The 20256-nt window shown below is 53.2% G+C and carries 19 protein-coding genes; 14 read left to right on the forward strand and 5 right to left on the reverse strand.

Annotation, left to right across the window (positions count from 1 at the left end; translation table 11 throughout):
• Positions 1-30: 30 nt before the first annotated feature.
• The 3 genes from HA052_RS05025 (at position 31) to HA052_RS05035 (ending at position 3195) form a co-directional block, all read left to right on the forward strand.
• Positions 31-774 (forward strand): Hint domain-containing protein, encoded by a 744-nt coding sequence (locus tag HA052_RS05025; protein ID WP_166451064.1) that lies wholly within the window; start codon positions 31-33, stop codon positions 772-774.
• A 156-nt stretch (positions 775-930) separates the two neighbouring features.
• Positions 931-1671 (forward strand): hypothetical protein, encoded by a 741-nt coding sequence (locus HA052_RS05030; protein WP_166451065.1) that lies wholly within the window; start codon positions 931-933, stop codon positions 1669-1671.
• Positions 1672-1761: 90 nt separating this feature from the next.
• Positions 1762-3195 carry a hypothetical protein gene (locus tag HA052_RS05035; protein WP_166451066.1) on the forward strand — a complete coding sequence of 478 codons (1434 nt, stop codon included), beginning with the start codon at positions 1762-1764 and terminating at the stop codon, positions 3193-3195.
• A 34-nt stretch (positions 3196-3229) separates the two neighbouring features.
• Here the strand turns inward: HA052_RS05035 and HA052_RS05040 are convergent, their stop codons facing one another.
• From HA052_RS05040 to HA052_RS05050, 3 genes are all read right to left on the reverse strand, one after another.
• Entirely contained in the window at positions 3230-3760 is a 531-nt protein-coding gene (locus HA052_RS05040) for a hypothetical protein (RefSeq protein WP_166451067.1), read from the reverse strand.
• Between the two features lie 470 nt (positions 3761-4230).
• Entirely contained in the window at positions 4231-4698 is a 468-nt protein-coding gene (locus tag HA052_RS05045; protein ID WP_166451068.1) for a lytic transglycosylase domain-containing protein, read from the reverse strand.
• A gap of 592 nt (positions 4699-5290) precedes the next feature.
• Positions 5291-6367, reverse strand: a complete 1077-nt coding sequence (locus HA052_RS05050; protein WP_166451069.1) for a PRTRC system protein D — start codon at positions 6365-6367, stop codon at positions 5291-5293.
• Positions 6368-7656: 1289 nt separating this feature from the next.
• On the opposite strand from HA052_RS05050, the gene HA052_RS05055 reads away from it, so the two are divergent.
• From HA052_RS05055 to HA052_RS05090, 9 genes are all read left to right on the forward strand, one after another.
• Complete coding sequence (locus HA052_RS05055) at positions 7657-8706, forward strand: integrase domain-containing protein (protein ID WP_166451070.1); 1050 nt, start codon at positions 7657-7659, stop codon at positions 8704-8706.
• The gene (locus tag HA052_RS05060; protein WP_166451071.1) at positions 8703-9401 is read left to right on the forward strand and encodes a hypothetical protein; all 699 of its coding nucleotides are present in this window, start codon (positions 8703-8705) and stop codon (positions 9399-9401) included. The genes HA052_RS05055 and HA052_RS05060 overlap by 4 nt, the downstream gene beginning before the upstream one ends.
• Positions 9402-10960: 1559 nt before the next feature.
• Entirely contained in the window at positions 10961-11950 is a 990-nt protein-coding gene (locus HA052_RS05065; protein WP_166451072.1) for a hypothetical protein, read from the forward strand.
• Entirely contained in the window at positions 11937-12362 is a 426-nt protein-coding gene (locus HA052_RS28225) for a DUF6283 family protein (RefSeq protein ID WP_369598565.1), read from the forward strand. The genes HA052_RS05065 and HA052_RS28225 overlap by 14 nt, the downstream gene beginning before the upstream one ends.
• Before the next feature lie 17 nt (positions 12363-12379).
• The gene (locus HA052_RS05070; RefSeq protein WP_166451073.1) at positions 12380-12601 is read left to right on the forward strand and encodes a TrfB-related DNA-binding protein; all 222 of its coding nucleotides are present in this window, start codon (positions 12380-12382) and stop codon (positions 12599-12601) included.
• Between the two features lie 481 nt (positions 12602-13082).
• Complete coding sequence (locus tag HA052_RS05075; protein WP_166451074.1) at positions 13083-13760, forward strand: hypothetical protein; 678 nt, start codon at positions 13083-13085, stop codon at positions 13758-13760.
• Positions 13761-13852: 92 nt separating this feature from the next.
• Positions 13853-14221: a helix-turn-helix domain-containing protein gene (locus HA052_RS05080; RefSeq protein ID WP_166451075.1), complete on the forward strand. Its 369-nt coding sequence runs from the start codon at positions 13853-13855 to the stop codon at positions 14219-14221.
• Positions 14222-15980: 1759 nt separating this feature from the next.
• Entirely contained in the window at positions 15981-16415 is a 435-nt protein-coding gene (locus HA052_RS05085) for a LexA family protein (protein ID WP_166451076.1), read from the forward strand.
• Positions 16412-17674 (forward strand): Y-family DNA polymerase, encoded by a 1263-nt coding sequence (locus HA052_RS05090; protein WP_166451077.1) that lies wholly within the window; start codon positions 16412-16414, stop codon positions 17672-17674. Before HA052_RS05085 ends, HA052_RS05090 begins: the two co-directional genes overlap by 4 nt.
• Here the strand turns inward: HA052_RS05090 and HA052_RS05095 are convergent.
• The gene (locus HA052_RS05095; protein WP_166451078.1) at positions 17657-18289 is read right to left on the reverse strand and encodes an SOS response-associated peptidase family protein; all 633 of its coding nucleotides are present in this window, start codon (positions 18287-18289) and stop codon (positions 17657-17659) included. The genes HA052_RS05090 and HA052_RS05095 overlap by 18 nt on opposite strands.
• 200 nt (positions 18290-18489) lie before the next feature.
• Positions 18490-18936 (reverse strand): helix-turn-helix domain-containing protein, encoded by a 447-nt coding sequence (locus tag HA052_RS05100; RefSeq protein WP_166451079.1) that lies wholly within the window; start codon positions 18934-18936, stop codon positions 18490-18492.
• A 147-nt stretch (positions 18937-19083) separates the two neighbouring features.
• Here HA052_RS05100 and HA052_RS05105 point away from each other — a divergent pair, with 147 nt between their 5' ends.
• Both HA052_RS05105 and HA052_RS05110 read left to right on the forward strand, forming a co-directional pair.
• Positions 19084-19641, forward strand: coding sequence for a hypothetical protein (locus tag HA052_RS05105; RefSeq protein ID WP_166451080.1), 558 nt, complete (start codon positions 19084-19086; stop codon positions 19639-19641).
• 44 nt (positions 19642-19685) lie between these two features.
• Positions 19686-20048, forward strand: a complete 363-nt coding sequence (locus HA052_RS05110; RefSeq protein WP_166451081.1) for a hypothetical protein — start codon at positions 19686-19688, stop codon at positions 20046-20048.
• Positions 20049-20256: the final 208 nt, after the last annotated feature.

A 20256-nucleotide genomic window follows, 5' to 3' on the forward strand; every position in this document is an offset into this window, starting at 1 on the left:
AACGTTTTCGAACAATCGAAAGGACTCACCATGCAAGTCAAGAAAGTTGCTCTGATGGTTGCCGCGGGCTTGGGCTTCTCGATACCTACGCTGCAGGCTATTGCAGGCTGCGCTGGGCTTGTTGTTGGAACCTACCAGCAAACCACATTTTCTGGCGGCGGAACAACAACGACCAACTATTTATGTATCTCTAATGCCAATTACGATGCGCAATCCGGGGGCGCTTTCAGCAACGGCTCCTGCCCTGCCAATAGTTTCCCTGTTTATATTTCGTCATATAGCTCAGGCTCCACTCACTGCTGCTTTGCCGCGGGGACCCCCGTTTGGTTAGCTAATGGCCTCAGGGCCGACATTGAGACAATTGCTGTCGGCGACGAGGTATGTGTTTTGAATTTGACAACGGGCAAGTTGGAATCAGGTCAGGTACTTGGAACTTTGAAAAAAAGGCGTCAGGTGTACCGCATCGTTCTCAATGGAGGAGAAGAAGAACTTCTGATTACAGATGACCATCCTCTCTGGGATGGTGAGTTCTGGGTAACAATTAATCCAGAAAACGCTGCGCTCTCTTACGCCATGTATCACCTTCCACTCGGCAAGCTCAAGCCTGGCTGCAACATTGTCACAGCAACAGGAGCTCGCGTAAGCATCACTTCAATAGAACTTATCCTACCCGCTACGGCCGCCGAGGTCTTTACCCTGTCAGTGAATAACCAAAATCATAACTATCTTGTCGGACAGGTCGGAGCCATCGCCCACAACGGGATTTGCCGTTAGGCAACCATTTTAAACCAGCCGACACCGATGGCGTCGGCTGCATATAAGCATCAAATGTATTCATTTCCACAATAAGTAAAAATTGCAACACCCTTAAAATAGAAGGGCCGACTAGCACTAACGAACCGGCCAACGTAATTCATCGAGGCAGATAGTATGAAACTCAAAAAAATAACTCTAGCAACAGCCACCTTAGGGTCAGCGCTCATGACCTTGCCAGCATTTGCAGGTTGTGCAGGGCTGGTAGTTGGAACGTATACCCAAAAATCATGGAACTATTACGCAACGTATCTTTGTATTTCCAACGCAAATTACGATGCACAAAGTAATAACGGATTTTCGAATGGAGCTGCGTGTCCTGCCAATAGCTTCCCGGTTCTGATCTCATCTGGATCAACCTCCAGTTCGTATCCGAGCCACTGCTGCTTTGCTTATGGAACCCCCATCTGGTTGCCAGATGGCAGCAAAGTCAGCATCGAAACGATCATCGCCGGCGACCTTGTTTGTGTCTACAACCTTAAGACCGGTGAAGTAGAGTCCGCACAAGTACTCAACTCAATTAAAAAGTCCCGCCAGTTATATCGTCTGGTTTTTGACAACGGGTCTGAATCGCTTCTTTTGACGGATGACCATCCTCTTTGGAATGGCCATACCTGGTGCGCCATCAACCCTAAAAATGCCGCAAGTTCTTACGATTCATATCAGCTGCAGCTGACAAAGTTACACGTAGGTTCCCGTCTGCTCACAGCATCTGGCTCCCATCGAATTGTGACCGCGATCGAGTTCCTACATGCGGCACCTGCTGCAGACGTCTACACTCTGCAGGTCAATCATTCCGACCACAATTATCTAGTAAGTGAGCTCGGGCTTATTGCTCATAACAGTTGCAAAACATAACCGTTACCGTTTTAGCGTCCGCATCTCGCGGCCTAAGACGTATGAGATATGCCGGCTCAAATGACACCGGTCCTACCCCTGGGAGCCCATATGCACTTAATCCGAAAGCTACTACGCCAGATCAGTGGTATTACGCTGCTGTTCTATACGGCTATGACACTCTGGACGCCTATAGCCCAAGCGTCCATGAGCGATGATTTATACAAACAAGCTATTTATATGCTCCAGGGAGATATTCGCTATACGCGGAACAACCTGGGCGCACTCTTCGCCCAAATTCCTCCCAGCCAATTGGCTGACAGCCTTTATTCAACGTTCGCAGCGAGACCACAAATATATGCACGCTATCACCCTGAAAGTGCCACTGGCCGTATTGACGTTGTGACGTTGAGGAAACTGCCGAACGGCGGGGTAGAGTTGCAGGTTCGTCCGTGGTCTCCGAAAGATGGATCCAAATGGGCGCGACACCGCAACGGCAACGGTGCGCCAATCCCTGGAAACTTCAGAGGGTTAAATCCATTTGCTGCCTTCTATGCTAGCTCGAATTGTGCCGCCATTAATTACACAGGAGCACCAAACGATAACTGGCGTGATCCTTGGGACCGTTATCCCAATAAGGATATGGTTTGTGACGAGTGGCGCAACCTGAACCCTAGCGCATTCTTTGCTGCTGTTGGCATGGCAATGAAGTATTACCGCAGCGACAATGCTTTGGTAGGGGTGGCGGAGACCCGAATCAACCAAGGCACACGCGAAGAAGGAAACATATTCGTTAAGAAGACCACGACGTACCTTGATGCTTATGTGAAACCTCACTGGTACATGGGCACCGCCTATGGCCGCGGCGGCACGGCAATGAGCACAGCGTACTGTGTTGTGAATAGCGATCCTTCAAACCCTTGTCCTCAAGATCTGGTGGTAGACAGTGGCGCAAACTTCGTGGACTGGAACAAAGGTGACCTGAATACTTCTGAATATCACGCGTTCAACCACGAGGAATCGAAATCCGGGTTGGGTTTCATTTCTTTCATCATCACAGCTTTTGTCCTGGCATGGGCAGGGGGAGTGATGCTTGCCGGCCTAGGTCCAGGGATGACTACGGCGGGCGCCGCGGCAAGTGTTGGATCAGCTGCGGGGGTAGGCGCCGGTGTAGTCACTGCGGGGGCTGGTGCAGCAGCAACGTGGGGGGCTGCGGCCTATGGGCTCGCTTCTGCTGGTATCTATGCGGGACTTAGCATTGCGATTTCTGGCAACGCAGGTATTCCTTTGTCGACAACCCAAAACGGCTTTCTTGGTAATATCAACAATGGCGTTCTTAATACTCCAACGAGTGGATCAGTTTGGGATCCAACGCCATCAGTGCGCTCTGGGTTCTCTCAAGCAAATCCGGCCAATGTCCCAGGAGCTGTAGGCCAGGAGTTCAACAAACGGCGCTATCAGCAAGGAGATTGGCAAAATCCACAGGATGCCTACAGTCTCAAGCGACAGCGGGATCAAGGAATGACTCCACAGCTGTCACCTTAATAAAGTGCAGAAAACCCGCCTTGCGGGTTTTCTTTTACTTATCTTTCGACTTCAACCATTTTGCTGCTTCTTGTCGGAATCTTGGAGCATCAGGGCTATTGTCACAAACCACATCACCGTTATGGCTATCTAAGCTCCCCTTCCAGTAACACCCATTAGGGTTAGGGTCATTCCATTTTGTAACAAGCTTTATAACGGCAAATTCTTTCTTGGAGGCTGGATAGTTCCACTCCACAATATCCCCAACCTCGATTTGCCCCGCGTCCGCCAACCCCCCGAACCAGCGTCCACCTTCCCAGAACCCATTATGTAGAGCTCCAAAAATTGCGTCTTTTGTCTTTGGAATATCGGTTCCATATTCCTTCTGATAGGATTGGTTAGCCTGCTTCAATATCTTTGCGTCATTCACGGATACAACCAGCCCTAGCTGCTTTGTGCCTACCAATGTTTTATCGAATGGAGCTACGGTAGTGCATCCAACCAACATAATGATAGGAGCCACAGAAAGAACAACTCGGCCAGGAATATAATTCACAATTTTTTGGAGGCATTTCTTGATGTTCATATTTGACAGTCCTTTTTACTGAAGTAGCTTTTAAATTGACGTTACCTATTATAGGTTTCTCAACCATAATATCTAGCTCTATCGTCACACTTAGTCAACAATTTATATCCAGCCGAGCTTCCAGAGCAGAATCATAGCGGTATTCCACTTCTATACATACGAGCTAATAATCCCACGGTTGATTACTGATCTCTCTTCAGCCACTACCGGCCGAATACCAAGCACAAGAAATTCCAAGAGCGCATTTCATACAGCACCAACGTGACGGCCAATCAATTCAGCAAGGACTTCAAACTTTTGTTCATTTATTCCCTGCTATCATTTTTAAACTGCAAAGATCATAGCTGCTATGAGTAATCAGCTTGAGGCATTGCTGCCTCAGCAATCGCCGTTGTTTCTTACTTATACCGAGTGAGCACTGCAAAAGATCAAACCAGGCATTGAAAGGGTAGGGCATATAGCCCCCCCACTCAAGAGCCTCTACCAATAGACTCAAGATAGATTTTATGTACCTCGCTAGAATAAGCATCACGTCTAGCTTGCTGCCGTTCAGATCTTTTTGGACCAGCGTTATAGATACCAACACTGTTCCAGCTTACCCCATACCGATAAAAGCTTTCGGATATTAGCCACGCCCCAACATTGATACAAAGGCAAGTATCGTTGAGCAACATCTCCCGTGTAATTCCATAGCCTCTCAATTTTGGAAAATGTTGTGAGTTAATCTGCATCATGCATACATCCTCACTTCCATCCGAATTCTTGTTGATCGCTGAAGGGTTCAGGTTCGACTCTTTTTTGGCAATTGAATAGAGTAACCACGGATCAACCCTGTAACGAGCGCCCGCAGTAGACCAACAGTTTTCCTCAGCATAAAGAACTGGCCCTGCAACCAACAAGCCAGCAACTAGACTCAAAAGCGTGAATACTGGTTTCATCAGCCTAGTGCTCCTCCTGGGTCGGTCAAAAAGTCCAGATCGGAGCTGTCTAAATCGAGTGCCTGCCCAAGCGATACCGCGTCTGCAGTTACTGTTGGCTGTGGGGAAATTACTACTGCCACTTTATCTTCTTTGAGAGGAAGGACGCTACTTGAGCTTTGTGGTTCCAGATTGGGCGCAGACACGGCCGCACTTGTACTCGCCACATTTCCAAGAACAGGCACAGCGCTAGTCTCCGGGGGCGTAGGTCTAGGCTCCGCCGCAGGAGGAATTTTCTTACTTGCCGGCAGCGTTTTGGATGTTCTGCCAACACCTGCTCGCCTGGGCTCCTCTAGCGGAGGCCTTAATTGGGTACCAACGCTTCCGACAGTACTTGGTGAGAGTAGTAGCCCTTTGAGGGCAAGACTTAGCAGTCGCGTCACACGCTGGGACTGGGGCAGCTTGATCAAATCGTTGAAAAGATCCGGATGCACGTCCCCTCTAATTTTCACGTTATGCCGAAGCTCTTCTACTTCTTCTAGTTCGTGTTCGCTCATGGGCTATTCTTCGTCAAAAAGCCACCCGACGGGTGGCATGGATGAGTTTTCAAGCTTTACGCCTGGTGAGCTTTTGGCCTGTGATCTTCACCAGCAGAACTTTTCGCAATCATCTGCAGGCCACCAAGCTGGAACCCACGAACATTCGAGAAGACCGGCCGTTGTGCAACCTCTATTTTGTGATGAGGATACTTTTCCTTGAGAACCCCTTCAAAAAGAGCAGCCCCTCCACCGACTAAAACGATGTTATCGATGTCCTGGCCATTACCGACCTTATTGGCAAGGGAGCCTACCAGCTGCCTGGCTTTTTCGAAGCCAACCTTCATGTGCTCAGTCATATCCACGGCAGTTCCGTAGAACTTCGGCTGACGGTTCTCCCTGATGGCCTCATCAATTCTGGCTAAGTCTGTTACACGGCGCCCCTCCATTTTGGGGTCTTCGGAGATTGAAGAGGCAATCGCTTGGAGAATGGAAGAGATGCCACCAGCCTTGGCGCCTGATCGCGCCTCGAGTGGCTTGAGTCCTTTGCAGACCAGCCAGTCCAGGGTGTAAAACCCCGGGTCTACAACGAGAGTCGTTTCTCTTTTGATTTCTTGGGATCTTTCTGTCTGATGAGCATGATCGAGGAGCCCTCCCATTGGTTGGGGGAATACCACAACATTCCGCACTATCACCGTCCGTGTCTCCGCCCCTGGAGAGGATTCATGCTTGATAACCGGAATGATGTGCTCGCCCTTCAGACGCTCCATAAGCGCAACCCGGCACTTTGCGTAGGTTAATAGCGGAAGACCTACAACCAACTGGTCGATATGCGTCACCCCCATGTATGCCATAGCACCACGAACCAGGGCCAGATGCGCATCGGAAAGTGGGTAGTTTTCATCAATAGTGCGAGAGAAAGACGAGTCGACAGCCATCTCCGCATCTTTGCCTACTTCGAAGAAGATACCGCGGACGTCGACTTTCACCGTGTTTCGCTTCTGCAGGACCCCCGCAGTCAGGTCACCACCGGACGCAGGCGAGGCGAGGGAGGGGAAAAGATCGCAATGGAATCCCTGGTCGTTGGAACTTACGACAAATTTGGTGTTGCCATAGCCAACATCGATTGCACGGATGATAAGAGGATGATTCATGTTCTGGTCTCCTGTGATGGAACATCAACAGGCATAACCGTACCCGATAGAGAGTCAATTTCTAGTCTGCGAATCATCCCCTTTTCAGAGCAATTCCAATAAATATCGCTCGGCACAAGTCCTAATGCAGGCCTGAGAGAAGTGAATGGGACATCTGAGGGTGTTCTTGGAGTGTTCCTTGAATGGCTTTTAGGACAGCAAGAAGAGTCTTAGAGGTGTTCTTTAGGACATCCAAAACAGTGCCGTTGTGCGTTGCCTCCTTGTAAAGAGGTCAACACTTGCAAGGCCGGCCCTGTTTTTCACATAGGCTCAGGCATTGATCGACCGAACAACCAGCTTGTTTTTTAGCGCTGATAGCTTGTCTAGCGAACAAGCATTGCCACACTGTGATGCCCAGTGATACAGAACAAATTGATCTGGAAAACCCGCACTATCAAATGCCAATTCTCCACTATTTGAAGAGTCATTTCCAGCAAATTTTATTTTCCGTTCGGAACCAGAGGGGGGCCACACATCAAGCATAGAAAGGGCTCCGATTCAGTTTCGGAAAATATAGACCCGAAACAAAAATCTCCGAATCCACATACGAAGCTTGACGAAAATATTCGGCTCGGACTATCTTTGCGGCACCTAGAGCGCAAACGCGCCCTGCAGGGACACCCTGCATATCAACCAGACCGACACCGGTCAAAGCAGTACCCATCGCCTCCAGGGCTTCCATAGGCCCGTTTTGGGCCATTACCAGCACTTCCGTGCAAACCCGCCGCCTACGGCATTCCTTGCGACCTGATCGCAGACTCGTCTGGATCCACGAACGGACCATCCGGCTTCATTCAAGCCAACCACGCTACTCTGCAATGCGTTTCGGAAGTTCTTCCGCCTAGCTGATGCCCTCAACACGACCCAAATTCGATCTCGCCCTCTGAGAGGCGTGCGCATGCAACATCGACGCACGAGATGATCTATGGGTTCTGGGCTGCTGATCCCACTCGGAATCGCCAGCTTGTGAGCAAACCTTGCACGCTCCCGCTGACGGGGAGCTATCCGGCAAGGGTGCAGAAATAAATCGGGCTTTGACCCGGATGCCAGCCTACGCATCTGAAACTGTGGGACGTGCTCGCTGAAAGGCGATCCACCTGAATGGGTGGCGTTTGGCCTCGCCTGAAATGGCGCCCAAGCGGCAGTTGCATTTTTAAGAGTGGTCATGGAGTACGCCTTCGAAGCGGATACGCTCCCCAAGTCTGTTGGCTCAGCAGGCTTGGGCAACGCATCCGCTTCGGCCCCCCGGAATGAACTTCAAGAAAAACCAGATGGAAAATTCGAAGCTGGATCTCTATAGCCGATTGGCAAGGACGATGAAAGATTCACGCCCTGCAAAACCTCAAGGCTGGAAAAAGGAGCTGAGTGAAGTGCTCCTATTGATGGCGAAGGAACATGCTGTACGTGACAAGCAGGTCTCACACAAGACCGAGCACACGCGTAAAGAGGTGCTCTTCATGTGCTTCAACCAACTTCATGATGGAGACCTTAAGCTCCGCAGTGTCTTCAATATTCGGAGCAAGCATCTCGAGTATTTATTCTCCCGCTGGGAAAATGAAGGGTTGGCTGCCGCTACCCTGCAGCAGCGGCATTCGATCCTCAACACCTTCAGCAAGTGGATTGGAAAAGCCGGCCTGGTCGTCCCGCTTGAGCGGTACCTCAAGGATCCCAAGGCGGGGAAGAGGGTGTATGTGGCCAAAACGGATAAGAGCTGGACTCCATCTGGGGTGAGTCCTGACGAGTTGATCAGCGCGGTATGTGAGTACGATGAGCGGGTTGGGATGCAACTCAAATTGATCCATGCATTCGGTCTTCGCAAGAAGGAAGCTGTGATGTTCCGCCCATGGACAAGCGCAACTGCTGATGGAGCGACGATCCAGATATACCAGGGCACAAAAGGCGGTCGCTACCGGGTGGTTCCGATTACCAGCGAGTACCAGCGTATGGTGCTAAAGCAGGCGCAGGAGATGGCCCCAACCCTCTCATCGCATATTGCAGATCCAAGTAAGACCCTGGAACAGAACATGCGACGGCTTCAATACGTCCTTGAACGTTTTGGGGTGACGAAGAAAGCCCTGGGTGTGACGGCCCACGGTCTCCGGCATGAGTTTGCCAACGAGCGGTATCAGGAACTTACTGGCGAGCTTTCCCCCTTGCAAGGAGGAAACAGCTCCACCTTCACATCAGAGCAAGGTAAACGATATCGGCGCCTGATAGCGGAAGAGTTGGGGCACTCACGAATCAGCGTTACTACTGCCTACTATGGCACCGCTCGCCAACCCAAAGGATCCTCAAAATGAACAGCACGAATCTCATTGTCCTTGCACTCGTCAGCACTGCCTCTATGCCGACAATGGCTGCAAACATCTGTGCACGGTATGTCAAGGCCCCGACCGTTACGGTGATCGTGGATCCTGCAAAACGGACATATCACGCCGTCCCTATAGAGAAACTAGCCGCGATCTCAGAACATGGTGGCGCCGGCGCGGCCCACGACAGCATGACGCTGGGCCTCACCTACAACAACCAGCAAATGCGGATGGAGGTGGGCTACGAGGTTGCGCAGCTTCCTGATGGATTCTGTGTTAGCCCACAGGTTCGCGTTACCATCTTCAATCGACAGGTAGATGTGCTTCTTCCTAAAGAGCTGCCATCCACCAGCTGCTTGTATCAGTCGGTCCTAGAGCACGAGCTCAAGCACGTTCACATTGTTGAAGATTTGATGGCAGATGAACTGAAGAAAATGGGACATCAGGCTCAAGGCCAACTCAATGGTACCTATGGATTTTTCCAGCGCCTCCAGGATGCCAAGCCGTGGCTGGACCAATATCGCACAAACATGACAGCAAGCTTTGAACATCGTGTGGCGCAAGTGAACTCTGCCAGTGAAGCAATAGATACGCCTGAGGAATACCGTCGGGTTGCAGACCAATGCAAACAGCCTCCAAAGCCTCTAACCTTTTGGGAAAAAATCTTTGGCAGGAATTCAGAATAACCATTTGCATATAGAATGACGTATGGATCAATCCAGGGCGATAAGAAAATGAAAGACCCTCACGACCATTTGACGTCAGAAATGCCGGATTTCACAAGGGGCCAAGGTGGCGGGCTGCGCTACTTCAAACCTCTTCGTAGGGAGGATAGGCTCGCACATCGTAAGAGCATTAACAGAAAGAGCGTTCAAAAGTACCGCAATAGATTGGCCAATCCAACCGATGGCCAATCAAAGAAAAGCCAATGGAACATCATTGTGGCCCTAGATACCAAGAACTGGTGCAAGAACAGGGCCAAGGAGGAGGATAAAACGACAGGGGAAATCGTTGAGGAAGCCATACACCTCTTACGCCTGCAGGTAGAACTTGTAAGCTCTTAACCTCCTAGAACCCGCCTTGAGCGGGTTTTGCTTTTATGACGAAGGAGGGGTGATAAAAGAGGACCTCTCCATTCCCTCCTACTATCCGGCTTCCTCATGATGAAGCATGGCCTCGTCGAGAAGCCTGTGCAGTCAATACGTATTGACTGGTCCTCCACTTGAGCCTAGCTGTCCCTCAACTCCGCTGGAAACAGAGAGAAACCAGGTTACGCCCTGATTAGGCTATTTTCTGCGAGAGGCCCCGCTAGCGATATGGGGGTAAAAAATACGCATGACTCCCTCGGCCAAAGCCGAAGAAATGACCAAATCCGTTGTGAGACAGTGACTCAAGAGCCTTAAAGGTACTTTATGGAATTCAAAGACATGGGAGGGATGCCACTTAGGCAAGAATGGAGCAGTAGGGTGAGCGAAGCATCCAACCATCGGCATGTGAGAAACTGCAGTTGAACCTACGACTGCTGCCCGAACTAGAGTAGTGTCCAGTGCCAAACCGCTGTCAGGCAGGTGTTTACCAAGTCAGGCCAATTGTAAGCTGGGCCGGCGGCCATATCTCCGCCATCAAGCCCATTGCGACAGCCGTGGAGGGTACGAAGAACGCCACGTCCTCAACATGCTGACTCCCAGCAGCCACAGATTGGAGACCCGCGGCAAGGGCTGGGTGGCCAGCGCGGTGCCTGTGACCGCCCACACAGAGAGTCAAAGCTACAGGATGCTGGCTTTGAACGCACCGGACTGCAGGCCGGCAAGGCATGAATCCACCGCATATACCGGCAGGCGCTGCTATTGAACAAAGGCCTCGCTTATCAAATCGACGGCGCCGGCGATGGCGCCCAACACCTACAGCATCAGGTTCTTCGCCAGCATCCCTCCCTGCACAGCAGGATCATCGCTAGCTCCCGTCGGGCGAGGCAGTCTGTGGCGCTCTAAACTCAAGGGCTCCCATCAGGGAAGATAGCCACGCTGCAGTGGCAAGCAAACGCAAAAGCAGACTCCAGTCTCCCCCCTACGCCTGCTGCACGATCCAAGGCACTCAAAAGATCCTGGAAGGTGCAATCCGCAAAAGTGATGCATTCACGCAACCCAAGTGGAAAATGCCTACAACATAAGACTTAGGCTCTTGAATGTATACGTCTAGGCGTGTACATTTACCCTATCAACTTGATTGAGAAAGGGACTGAAAAATGACCGACAAAGCGCTCGAGAACGACCAAATTATTCTGCCGCTGGATCAGTTTGACACTCCTATTGTTCAGGGGAGTTCGAAATCTCTGATGCGCGAAACCAAAACATCCTCGCGTGATTTGTGGCAGGTAGAAATCGCCAACATCCGCCTGCTGGAGAACTTCAACGCCCGCATTCATGATGCTGAGTATGAGGCCCATATCGAATGGCTGACTGGGCAAATGCTCAACCATGGATATGACCCTGAAAGCATCATGAAGGGCATCGTAGCCCGCGAAGGTGACGAACAAGTTCTTTACTTGAAAGACGGGTACAGCCGTTTCCAGGCTATCGAGCGCGCAAACAATCTCCTCCCCGACGACAAAAAAATTCTCCGTGTACCGATGGTTTTGGCGGCACAGGGGACCTCGATAGAGGACATGACGCTCGATTTGATCCGCTCGAATGCAGGCAAGCGACTCCGCCCCTACGAGCAAGCAATCGTAATCAAGCGCCTCCAGCGGTTTGGGATGAAGCCTGAGCAAATTGCCAACGAACTTAACTTCACTATTCAGACCGTGAATGGCCTATTGACTTTGGCAGGGGCACCTCCAGAAATCCGCGACATGGTTCTGTCCGGCAAGGTATCTGCCACCACCGCTATTCAGGAGATGACCCAGCATGGCAGCAAGGCTATTGATCGATTACAAACAGGCCTGAAAGTCGCAAGTGCGAATGGCAAAACCCGAGTAACCAACAAACACCTTCCCGGTGTGGCTTTCAAGAAGGCTGTGACCAAGCAGGCTCACAACCTCTACGAGGCGGCAATCAGCATTAAAAAAGATCCCGGCTTCGACAAGCTTGCAGAAGAGACCCAACAGAAACTGAAATCCCTGCTGGAGTCCCTCGAAGAAGCCAAAAGCGATCTGGCGAATCCCAAAGCTGCCGCGGAAAGTGAAGAAAGCTCACGCAGCCAAGAGGAACAGGCCGGCCAACATGAAGAAGCATAAGCCGACCACAATCACGCGTGTTCGCCCCGCTGACGCGAATCACCAGGTTTTGACAGTAGAAGGAGGTAGCGGGGCGTATCGTAAAAAACCATGCAAAAACTGCCCATGGCGGGTTGATGCTGTGGGTCAGTTTCCACCGGAGGCGTTCCGTCACTCCGCAGAAACGGCCTACGACATGTCGCTTCACACGTTTGCATGCCACCAATCGGGGCCTCGCAAACCTGCAACCTGTGATGGATTTCTTCTGCGAGGAGCAGACCACAACCTAGCAGTGCGGCTCCGTTACATTAGGGGCCAGCATATGGGAGACGTAGATGACGGTGGCCATGAACTCCACTCGAGCTACCGCGAAATGGCAATAGCAAATGGCGTAGCGCCTGATGACCCTATCTTGGGCCCTTGCCGTGATTAGCCCCCTCAGTGAATGCGATGAAACCTGAAGAATTTGAGGCAGTAGCCAAACTGCTCCGAAGTACTGGACAGGCTAAAAAAGTGGCGAGAAGAGTGTTGGTCGATGGACTCAAGCAAGCCGAGGCAATGCGTGAAGTCAACAAGATGAGCAGATCCTCCGTTTCCAATACCGTAGGGCGCTTTCGTGCTGCAGACAAATTAATCCGATCGGCTTACTCCCTGCCAAGCGAAGATGAATGAGGAGAATATCGTACAGGCTCACAAGGCCTCAATTTTTGCGAGGGTTGTTCAAGCCCAACCTCTACCAACCAGGAAGGTGCGGATCCGCACATCGTCTAGGCAGATGCAATCAAAAGCAAAGCCGTCCAGGGCGAGGCCTGAATCATGGAAAGGATGTTGGTGAGCATGTCGAAAACACTCTGCCCCTCGCGCCTGGTTCGTCGACCATCTCGCTGGTGGTGTAATGGGTAGGCGGCACTCTGACAGCGAACGTGACAAGGCGCTGGACGTGCTCGAGCTGGACGACCTGGCGGCGCACGACTACTTGACGGTCGCGGGTGTGGCTGATCGTATGCTCGCAGTTGCGTGCGGGGAGCTCGCGGGACGGGGCTACCTCATTGTCGATCATTACGGCGCTCTGCATGGTAAGGTTGTGCAGCCCGGCCAGCGTCTTAATTGGGGCGGACGAATTCTCCACAATTCCTAACTCAGGAGAAAAGTCATGTTTCATGAGAGAAAAAGCGGCGTAGCTGTTCATCGCTCTCTTGCTGGGGGTAATGCCGGCGACACTTATACCGGCCAAGCCTATGGCGACGATACGATCTGTCCAGTTTGTAATGGATTGCACCCAATTTTTGAAACACAGCAAGTCTATGAAGTAGCGCGAACTATAGTGGATTGCATCATCGGTGGGCCAACTATGATGGTGGGGGTACTTCGCTCCAATGATGGACGCTACTTTGCGGCCTGTTCTCCTGCGAATGCATCAGATGGCTACAACGCGTTCATAGGAGCCGTTACTGGGACTCATAAGCGTTTCCTGCCGTCGCTGACGATCGCCGGAAATATACCTGACGACGGCACCAGGTCGCGTGGAGGTCTGCCTCTCAACGCAACATTTATTCGCTCCTGCAAGGTTAATGGCTCTCCTATGGCAGGGCGATGTGCGGCGCCTAAGCTGCTCCATTTTGCGATCAAAAATCTCCTGCCGAGGCCATGGGTCATGTCTGAGGTCATGTACGATCCGGCCGGCACTAGCCTCGCTTACAGGGATTACATTACGGCACCATCGTGTAGTACCTGCGCGGTGCTACTGCCCTATATGGTGTGCCCACGCAAGCAACATGCGAATCTACAAGAGTTTACCGGCTTGATCCGCAATCAATGGGGTGGTTGGTAGTTAAACGGAGTCGAAGAGCTCTATCTGGCCGGCAGGCACACACCGGTTGGTATCGGCTTATAGTCTGGACCCGCTGGCCCTAGAACAATGGCGTGTGGTTAAAGAATATCCGACGGTTTAATTCGAAAAACATAGAAGAAAGCACAATTGTGACACCCGAAAATTTGGGCCAGCGGCTGGGGCCGCGTCTACGCGAGGAGCGCAAGCGATTGGGCCTCAAGGTCAAGGAAATGACGGCCCGCTTAGGTCTGAGCCGAAACATGTGGCACCGCTACGAAATGGGAGCGGTGCCGGGTCTGTCGATTCTGATCGCATGTAGCGAGCAGGGGTTTGATATTGCCTATTTATTGACCGGCAATCGCGCATCTGTTTTCCTGACTAGCACCGAAGCGCTGTTGCTTGCCAGGTTCCGAACCGCCAACACAGAGCAACAAGGTTTTGCCTTGAAGTCCCTTGCATAAAGAAAGGGTAAAACGGTTGCGGCCAGGGCGCCCGCGTCGACCGGCGCCGACTAAAGCGACCCGTCAAGCCCTTGGCAAGTGAAAGCTTAAAAGCCACGATCATGCCGGCGGGTCTGTCGGCATCAGCAAGACCTTTCACCAGGCCGCCGCGTGCGGCCGTAGTTGCACCAGGAGCAGAATTTGGCAGAAGAAGAGAAGCGTAGTCGGGGCCGCCCGGCAACAGGCAAGGCAAAGACCAGCACGGAACGTGGGCGGGCTGCTGATGACGCTCTGAAAGCGTCTGGTGGCCGTATCGTCAACCGCGTGAGGTTGGGAAAGGAAAGCACCGATGCGCTCACGGTATTGAAACAGCACTACGGGTCTGATCGTGTTGCATTTGAGTCAGCGCTTGTTGAGTGGGCCTCTATTATAGTTGCGCGCAACAACAATTAGACTATAATCAAGCTGTTCAACACGTGAACAAGCGAAAAAGGAGATCCTGTATGAATGGTAGAACGAATCTACGCCGGGCCGGCGATAGCACTGCAGCAGAGCGCCACACACGCCACCAACAACACTTGCAAGCAATCAGCCGTCGACAGCGCAATGCCGGGCGTTGAGCTAGACGGACAGAGCAGAGCAAGACCAAAGCCAAAGAAAATGGCCAGACAAACTCTTGACCTCTTTGGCGATAAGCCACGCCCTAGACGCCAATTGCTCATGCATGTGATGGAAGCAGGGGGCTCCGGACCTGATGACGTGCATGTGCGTTACAAGTGCCGACGCTGCAATCATGAGTCTGTCTGGATGAGGGCGAATAGCGTAACAGAAGCCAAGAGAGGGATTCCGTGCCCTCGCTGCAACCAACACTGAATTAGCGGAAACTCTGCATGATACTCCCCGCCCAAGAAACTGTTGTCGACGCCCACGCGGCCGCGGTAATTCTGCGGGGCCTTGGCAATCGTGCCAGGTGCTTGCTAGAGGAGTGCGTTGAAAATCAAGGCGTGACTCGAAGGAAAGTCTCGCAGGCCAGGCCTGACTAAGGGAATCCATGGAACGAGAACAGTTCATTCACGGCTTAGGAAGCGGAACTGGCAAACGACTCTACGCCGGTGATGAACCCGTTACCAGGCTCATCATCTTGGGTGGGGTAGAAAACCCTCACGAGAAGATGGTCGTTCAAACTGTCTCGGGCAGAGTATTGCTACGATCACTTGACGGCAAGAAGTCATCGAGGGCGACACCGGACTTGTTCTATGACCCAGATAGCAGCTCTGCTGGGCATGAAATAATCAGTATCGAATAACCTGGAGTGTGCCATGGACTCGCCACCGTCCACTATGCATCCGTTAGCGACCAAAACCCGCTTCGGAGTACGTGTTTAAAACGAAAAACGCTGCTCAAGCATATCTTGATTGCCTACTAGAAAACGCACTGGAGTAGCTCTGCTCGCGAAGGTGGGGGCCACCTGGGCACATCAAAGAGCGCTTTCGATCTCCGGGTCAGGCTCCCAATAGCTGGTCCAACAGCCGACCACCTATCCGGCGAGTCATATCCGACTTGAACCAGCATGTCTTGATTGCGCGGGTTCTTCCCCCTGCCACGTCTTCCAATTACGCAGCGCCTAAAGCTCATTCCGAAATTTAGACGACACAGTTTCCCCAAATAATTCATAGCCCGGCCCATCAAGCTCCATTTGTGAGAAGGAGGGCAAGGCAGTCACGCTCCAGCTAGGGGTTGCTTTTCATCTGGCCGGACTGCTTCTATACTGCAATTGATTATGTACGTTTTCAAACCATCTATGCAGCCCAATCAACCTACATTGCCTCTGCCGCTGGCCTTCGCCGCGGTGCGTGCAGGCTTTCCTTCGCCGGCCGAAGATTACCTTGAGGCGGGGATCGACCTGAACGCCTACTTGGTCGATGACCCTCCAGCATCGTTTTTGGTGCGCGTGCGCGGCGACTCGATGCAGGGCGCCGGCATTACCGACGGCGACGTGCTGGTGGTGGACAAAGGCCTGACCGCCCAGCACGGAGACATCGTAGTGGCTGTAGTCGACGGCGAATGTACGGTAAAACGGCTCAGCCTGCAGCGCGGCCGCTGCCAGCTGCTGGCTGAGAATCCCGCATATCCCGCGATCGAGCTCGCCGACGGGCAAGAGCTGCAGGTATGGGGCGTGGTGGTCAGCTGCGCCAAGCGCTTGCGCCGGCGATGACGACTTTCTGCCTCGCCGATGCCAATTCGTTCTACGCCGAATGCGAGAGGCTATTTCGCCCGGATCTGGCCGGGCGGCCGATCATCGTCTTGTCCCACAATGATGGGGCCGTAGTTGCCCGGTCGGCCGAGGCTAAGGCCCTGGGCATCCCCGGTTTCGTGCCGTTTTTCGAGATTGCCCAGCTTTGCAAAAAACATGATGTATGCGTGTTTTCAGGGAATCTCGGGCTCTATAGCGACTTATCACGCCGCCTGATGACCGTACTGGCGCAGTGGGGCGTCGACGTCGAGTGCTACAGCATCGATGAGGCCTTCCTGACGCTGGACGGCGTGCCGGATCTGCGCGACTACGCCAGGCGCTTGCGCGCCGATGTGCTGCGCCGCCTGGGCCTGCCGATCGGGATCGGGATCGGCCCCACCAAAACCCTGGCCAAGCTGGCCAACCACGTCGCCAAAACGCAGCCGCGCACGGGCGGCGTGTTCGCCTGGGAGTGGCTGGCACCGGAATACCAGACGCGCCTTATGGGGCGCATTCCGGTCGGGGAAGTGTGGGGTGTCGGCCGCCGGCTGAGCGAAAAATTGCTGGCGCTGCAGATCCACACCGCGCTGGATCTGCAACAGGCCGATCCGCGCCAGATCCGCCGGCAGTTTTCTGTCGTGCTGCAGCGGACGATCGCCGAACTCAATGGCGAGTCCTGCCTGGCGCTGGAAGAAGTGGCGCCGGCGCGGCAGCAGATCATCTGCTCGCGCTCCTTCGGCCGGCGGGTGACCGATCAGGACACGCTGGCGGCGAGCATCAGCCACCATATCGCCCGCGGCGCGGAAAAACTGCGCGCGCAGCGCAGCGTGGCGCGGATGGTGGCCGTCAGCATCCACACCAATCGCTTCGGCGAAGCGCCCCAGCACCACGGCTACACCTGCGTGCCGCTGGTGCAGGCCAGCGACGACACCCTGGAACTGAACCGCGCCGCGCAAGCGGCGCTGCGCTCGCTGTTCCGGCCAGGATTCCAGTACCAGAAAGCGGGAATCGTGCTGCTAGACATCGCGCCGCGCGAAATCCTGCAAGCGGATCTGTTCGCCGCACCACCCGATCCGCGCCGCGCGCGCTTGATGGCCACGCTCGACCAGCTGAACCGAGATTGGGGACGCGGCACCGTGCGGATCGGCGCGGAAGGCTTGAGCGACGACTGGCGCATGCGCCAGCAGCACCGCTCGCCGTGTTATAGCACCCGGCTTGATCAGCTACTGATCGTCGAATAGCGCCTGTTGTGCCGCGCCCTTCGGCGCCGGCGTGGCGATGAACTCCTCCGCTGGGAACAACGTCAAGAAGGTGCGGGCCTGCTCCGGATCGCGGCAATGCAGCCAGTCCTGGTAAGCCGCCGGCGGTATGACAACCAGCGAACGCTTCTCGTCGCCGGGTCGGTGCATGCGCGCCATCAGCGGATGCCCATCAGCGTTGATCGTCAGCTGGGTGAACGCCAGGCCCTCCGGCCAAGCTCGCCATAACGCCGCCACCGCGAATGGCTCACCGTCAGCGCGGGCGATGCGCATACGCAGCGCGCGTCCGCGCTCATAGCAGGGCTCATAGAACGCAGTCATCACCGACAAGGCCCGTTGGCACTCGCGCCAGGCCTGCCTATAGCTTTGACGTTCTCCGATGCTTTCCACCCTGCCGTTCAGGGTGCTGAGTCGCTTGCCCGGCGGCTGATGGGCTTTCGGGATAAAGCCGTAGTTGGCGACCGCCAGGCCTTCGGCGCGCACGATCGGAGCCGGGTAGTCAGCCCAGGTTTCCGCGGGCCACAGCTCGGGTTCCGCCTCTATGCCGAAGTGCGATCGTAGCTGTGCGGCTGTCGGCGGTGTGAAGTTAACACACATGGGCACCTCCTGGTGCTGAACCGGTCAAGGTCTCGGCGTGCGGTCACTGACTGCTACCAGTCGGCCGCCGCCTGGAAAACGTGGGCAGAGAAGGGGGCACCAATCCCATAGTTCGGCCCCTCCGCAGAGAAGCTTATTTTTGGAAAGGAAGATAAGGGCGGCGAAGCGGGGTAGCCCCGCTTGCAAAATTCTACCAGGCTTCAGTTAAGAGAAATGCCCAGTCTATCTACCTCGCTTGTAAGCGAAACTAGCTGCCTGCGCATGATCAGACCAATCGCAACAAAGCGCCACAAACCATACAGATGAGCCTCCTTACACCTAGCTCTCAATGTATTACGGGTTACGTCGAGTTCGATGGCAAGGGCCGAGTAGGTGATCCCAAGAGCAAAGACAATGTCGCTGAACGTAAAGGATTCCTTTTTGGCCTTAGACCCAGCATGTGAACCAGGGATATTAGCTACCTCGAAGAGCATAGGTAGTTGTTTGCTGGCTACCAGGCCCACGATTGCGCACTCCCAGAGCTTGCTGATTTTCTCTTCATTAAATCTCTTACGCAGCGTATCGACGTCTACACCAAATTCAGCTGCAAGGTCTGCTTGTTTGAAGCCCAGGGAATCAGCTATGAACCTGAAATCGTCACCCGTCATGGCTAGCCTCGGATTGATAAATTTATCGGTCTGATGCCGAGAAAATATCCGAATGTTTGAGCAATTCAAGGGGCATAAGTAGCGATCCATTCCGTAGGTATAATGTACCCCTAGATTTTTGGGGACGTACTAGTAGGCTGTGACGAAATGACTTTTCAATATTTGAGGCAAAACGTGACTAAGCTTTCCCCAATCGGCCATCCCAACTTGAGGCTACAGGATATTCATCCGAGCAAGTCCCCCGCATACTCTCAGAACCTGCATCGTTGGATGCGGCAACGCGGGCACGCCTACCGATCAGGCGGTGTGGCTGACACCGTCTACCGGGTTCTGCCTGGGAATAAGCTGGCCACAATGTATGGCGCCGGGACACTATTTATTGGACACCCTTACTCGCAATACGAGGACGATACAGACTTCTCTGGCGCACCACTAATCGGCGTGCTTTGCCATGGCTCCAAGGCAGGCTCCTCTTGTTTCCCTGGCGCGATTCACTCTCTAGAGGAAATTAAAGGCTTTTGGGACCGCTATCTCCAGGTAGGACGCTGCGCTATTGACCCGGAGCACAAGCAACACTTCATTGGCGGACATCGCTTTGTGATCAAGGGTGATCTACGCGAATGCTTGTGGTGCGGAGTTCGCCATCGCATCATCACACAGTCAGTCATGACTCCCAAAACCGTGACAACCTACGAACAGATCTGATTCAGCAATTACGGGCTCTAGCCAGTCTTAAATGGAGAACACACATGTTGAAGTGGATTATTGGAATTAGCTTTCTTGTCCTTCTTGTAAGTAGTGTCATTCGTAACAATCACGAGGGCAATCTTCAGGCGGCACGGACCCAGGAACAAGGAGTTCTGTTGGTGCAGATGGAAGCGATCAACAATCCGATGGTTTCCCAACTGGTGAATGAGTGGCGAACCGCTTTTCCAGTCCCCGATGAGGGAAAGCTGACCGAGCTAAAGGTCCTGTTTCAGCGTGTGAAGGCAAACCCCGCCGAAGCGGCAAAGTTCACCAAGGAGGCCAAACAAAAAGAGCTGGATAAGGTCAATGCTTTGGCCACATCTCCCTTAACAGGGGATGCCAAGGCTCAAGGCCCAGGTCTGTGAGTTGCGTGAAAACTTGTAGAAAGCGCTGATGGGCCGGCGATAAAACACCTTGAAGCGCAAGACTCCAGCACTTACCAGTTCTTCGCAAACTTGGTAAATACGGAAGCTGTTGCGTTGTTGGTTGCCGGCTCAAAACCATGATTGTACATGCTTTCAGTTAAATTTTAGCAAACATGAAAGCGCAAACTTGTTGCGTAGGGCGAGCACT

It is taken from the genome of Chromobacterium fluminis (assembly GCF_011602385.1).
GTDB classification, from domain to species: domain Bacteria; phylum Pseudomonadota; class Gammaproteobacteria; order Burkholderiales; family Chromobacteriaceae; genus Chromobacterium; species Chromobacterium fluminis.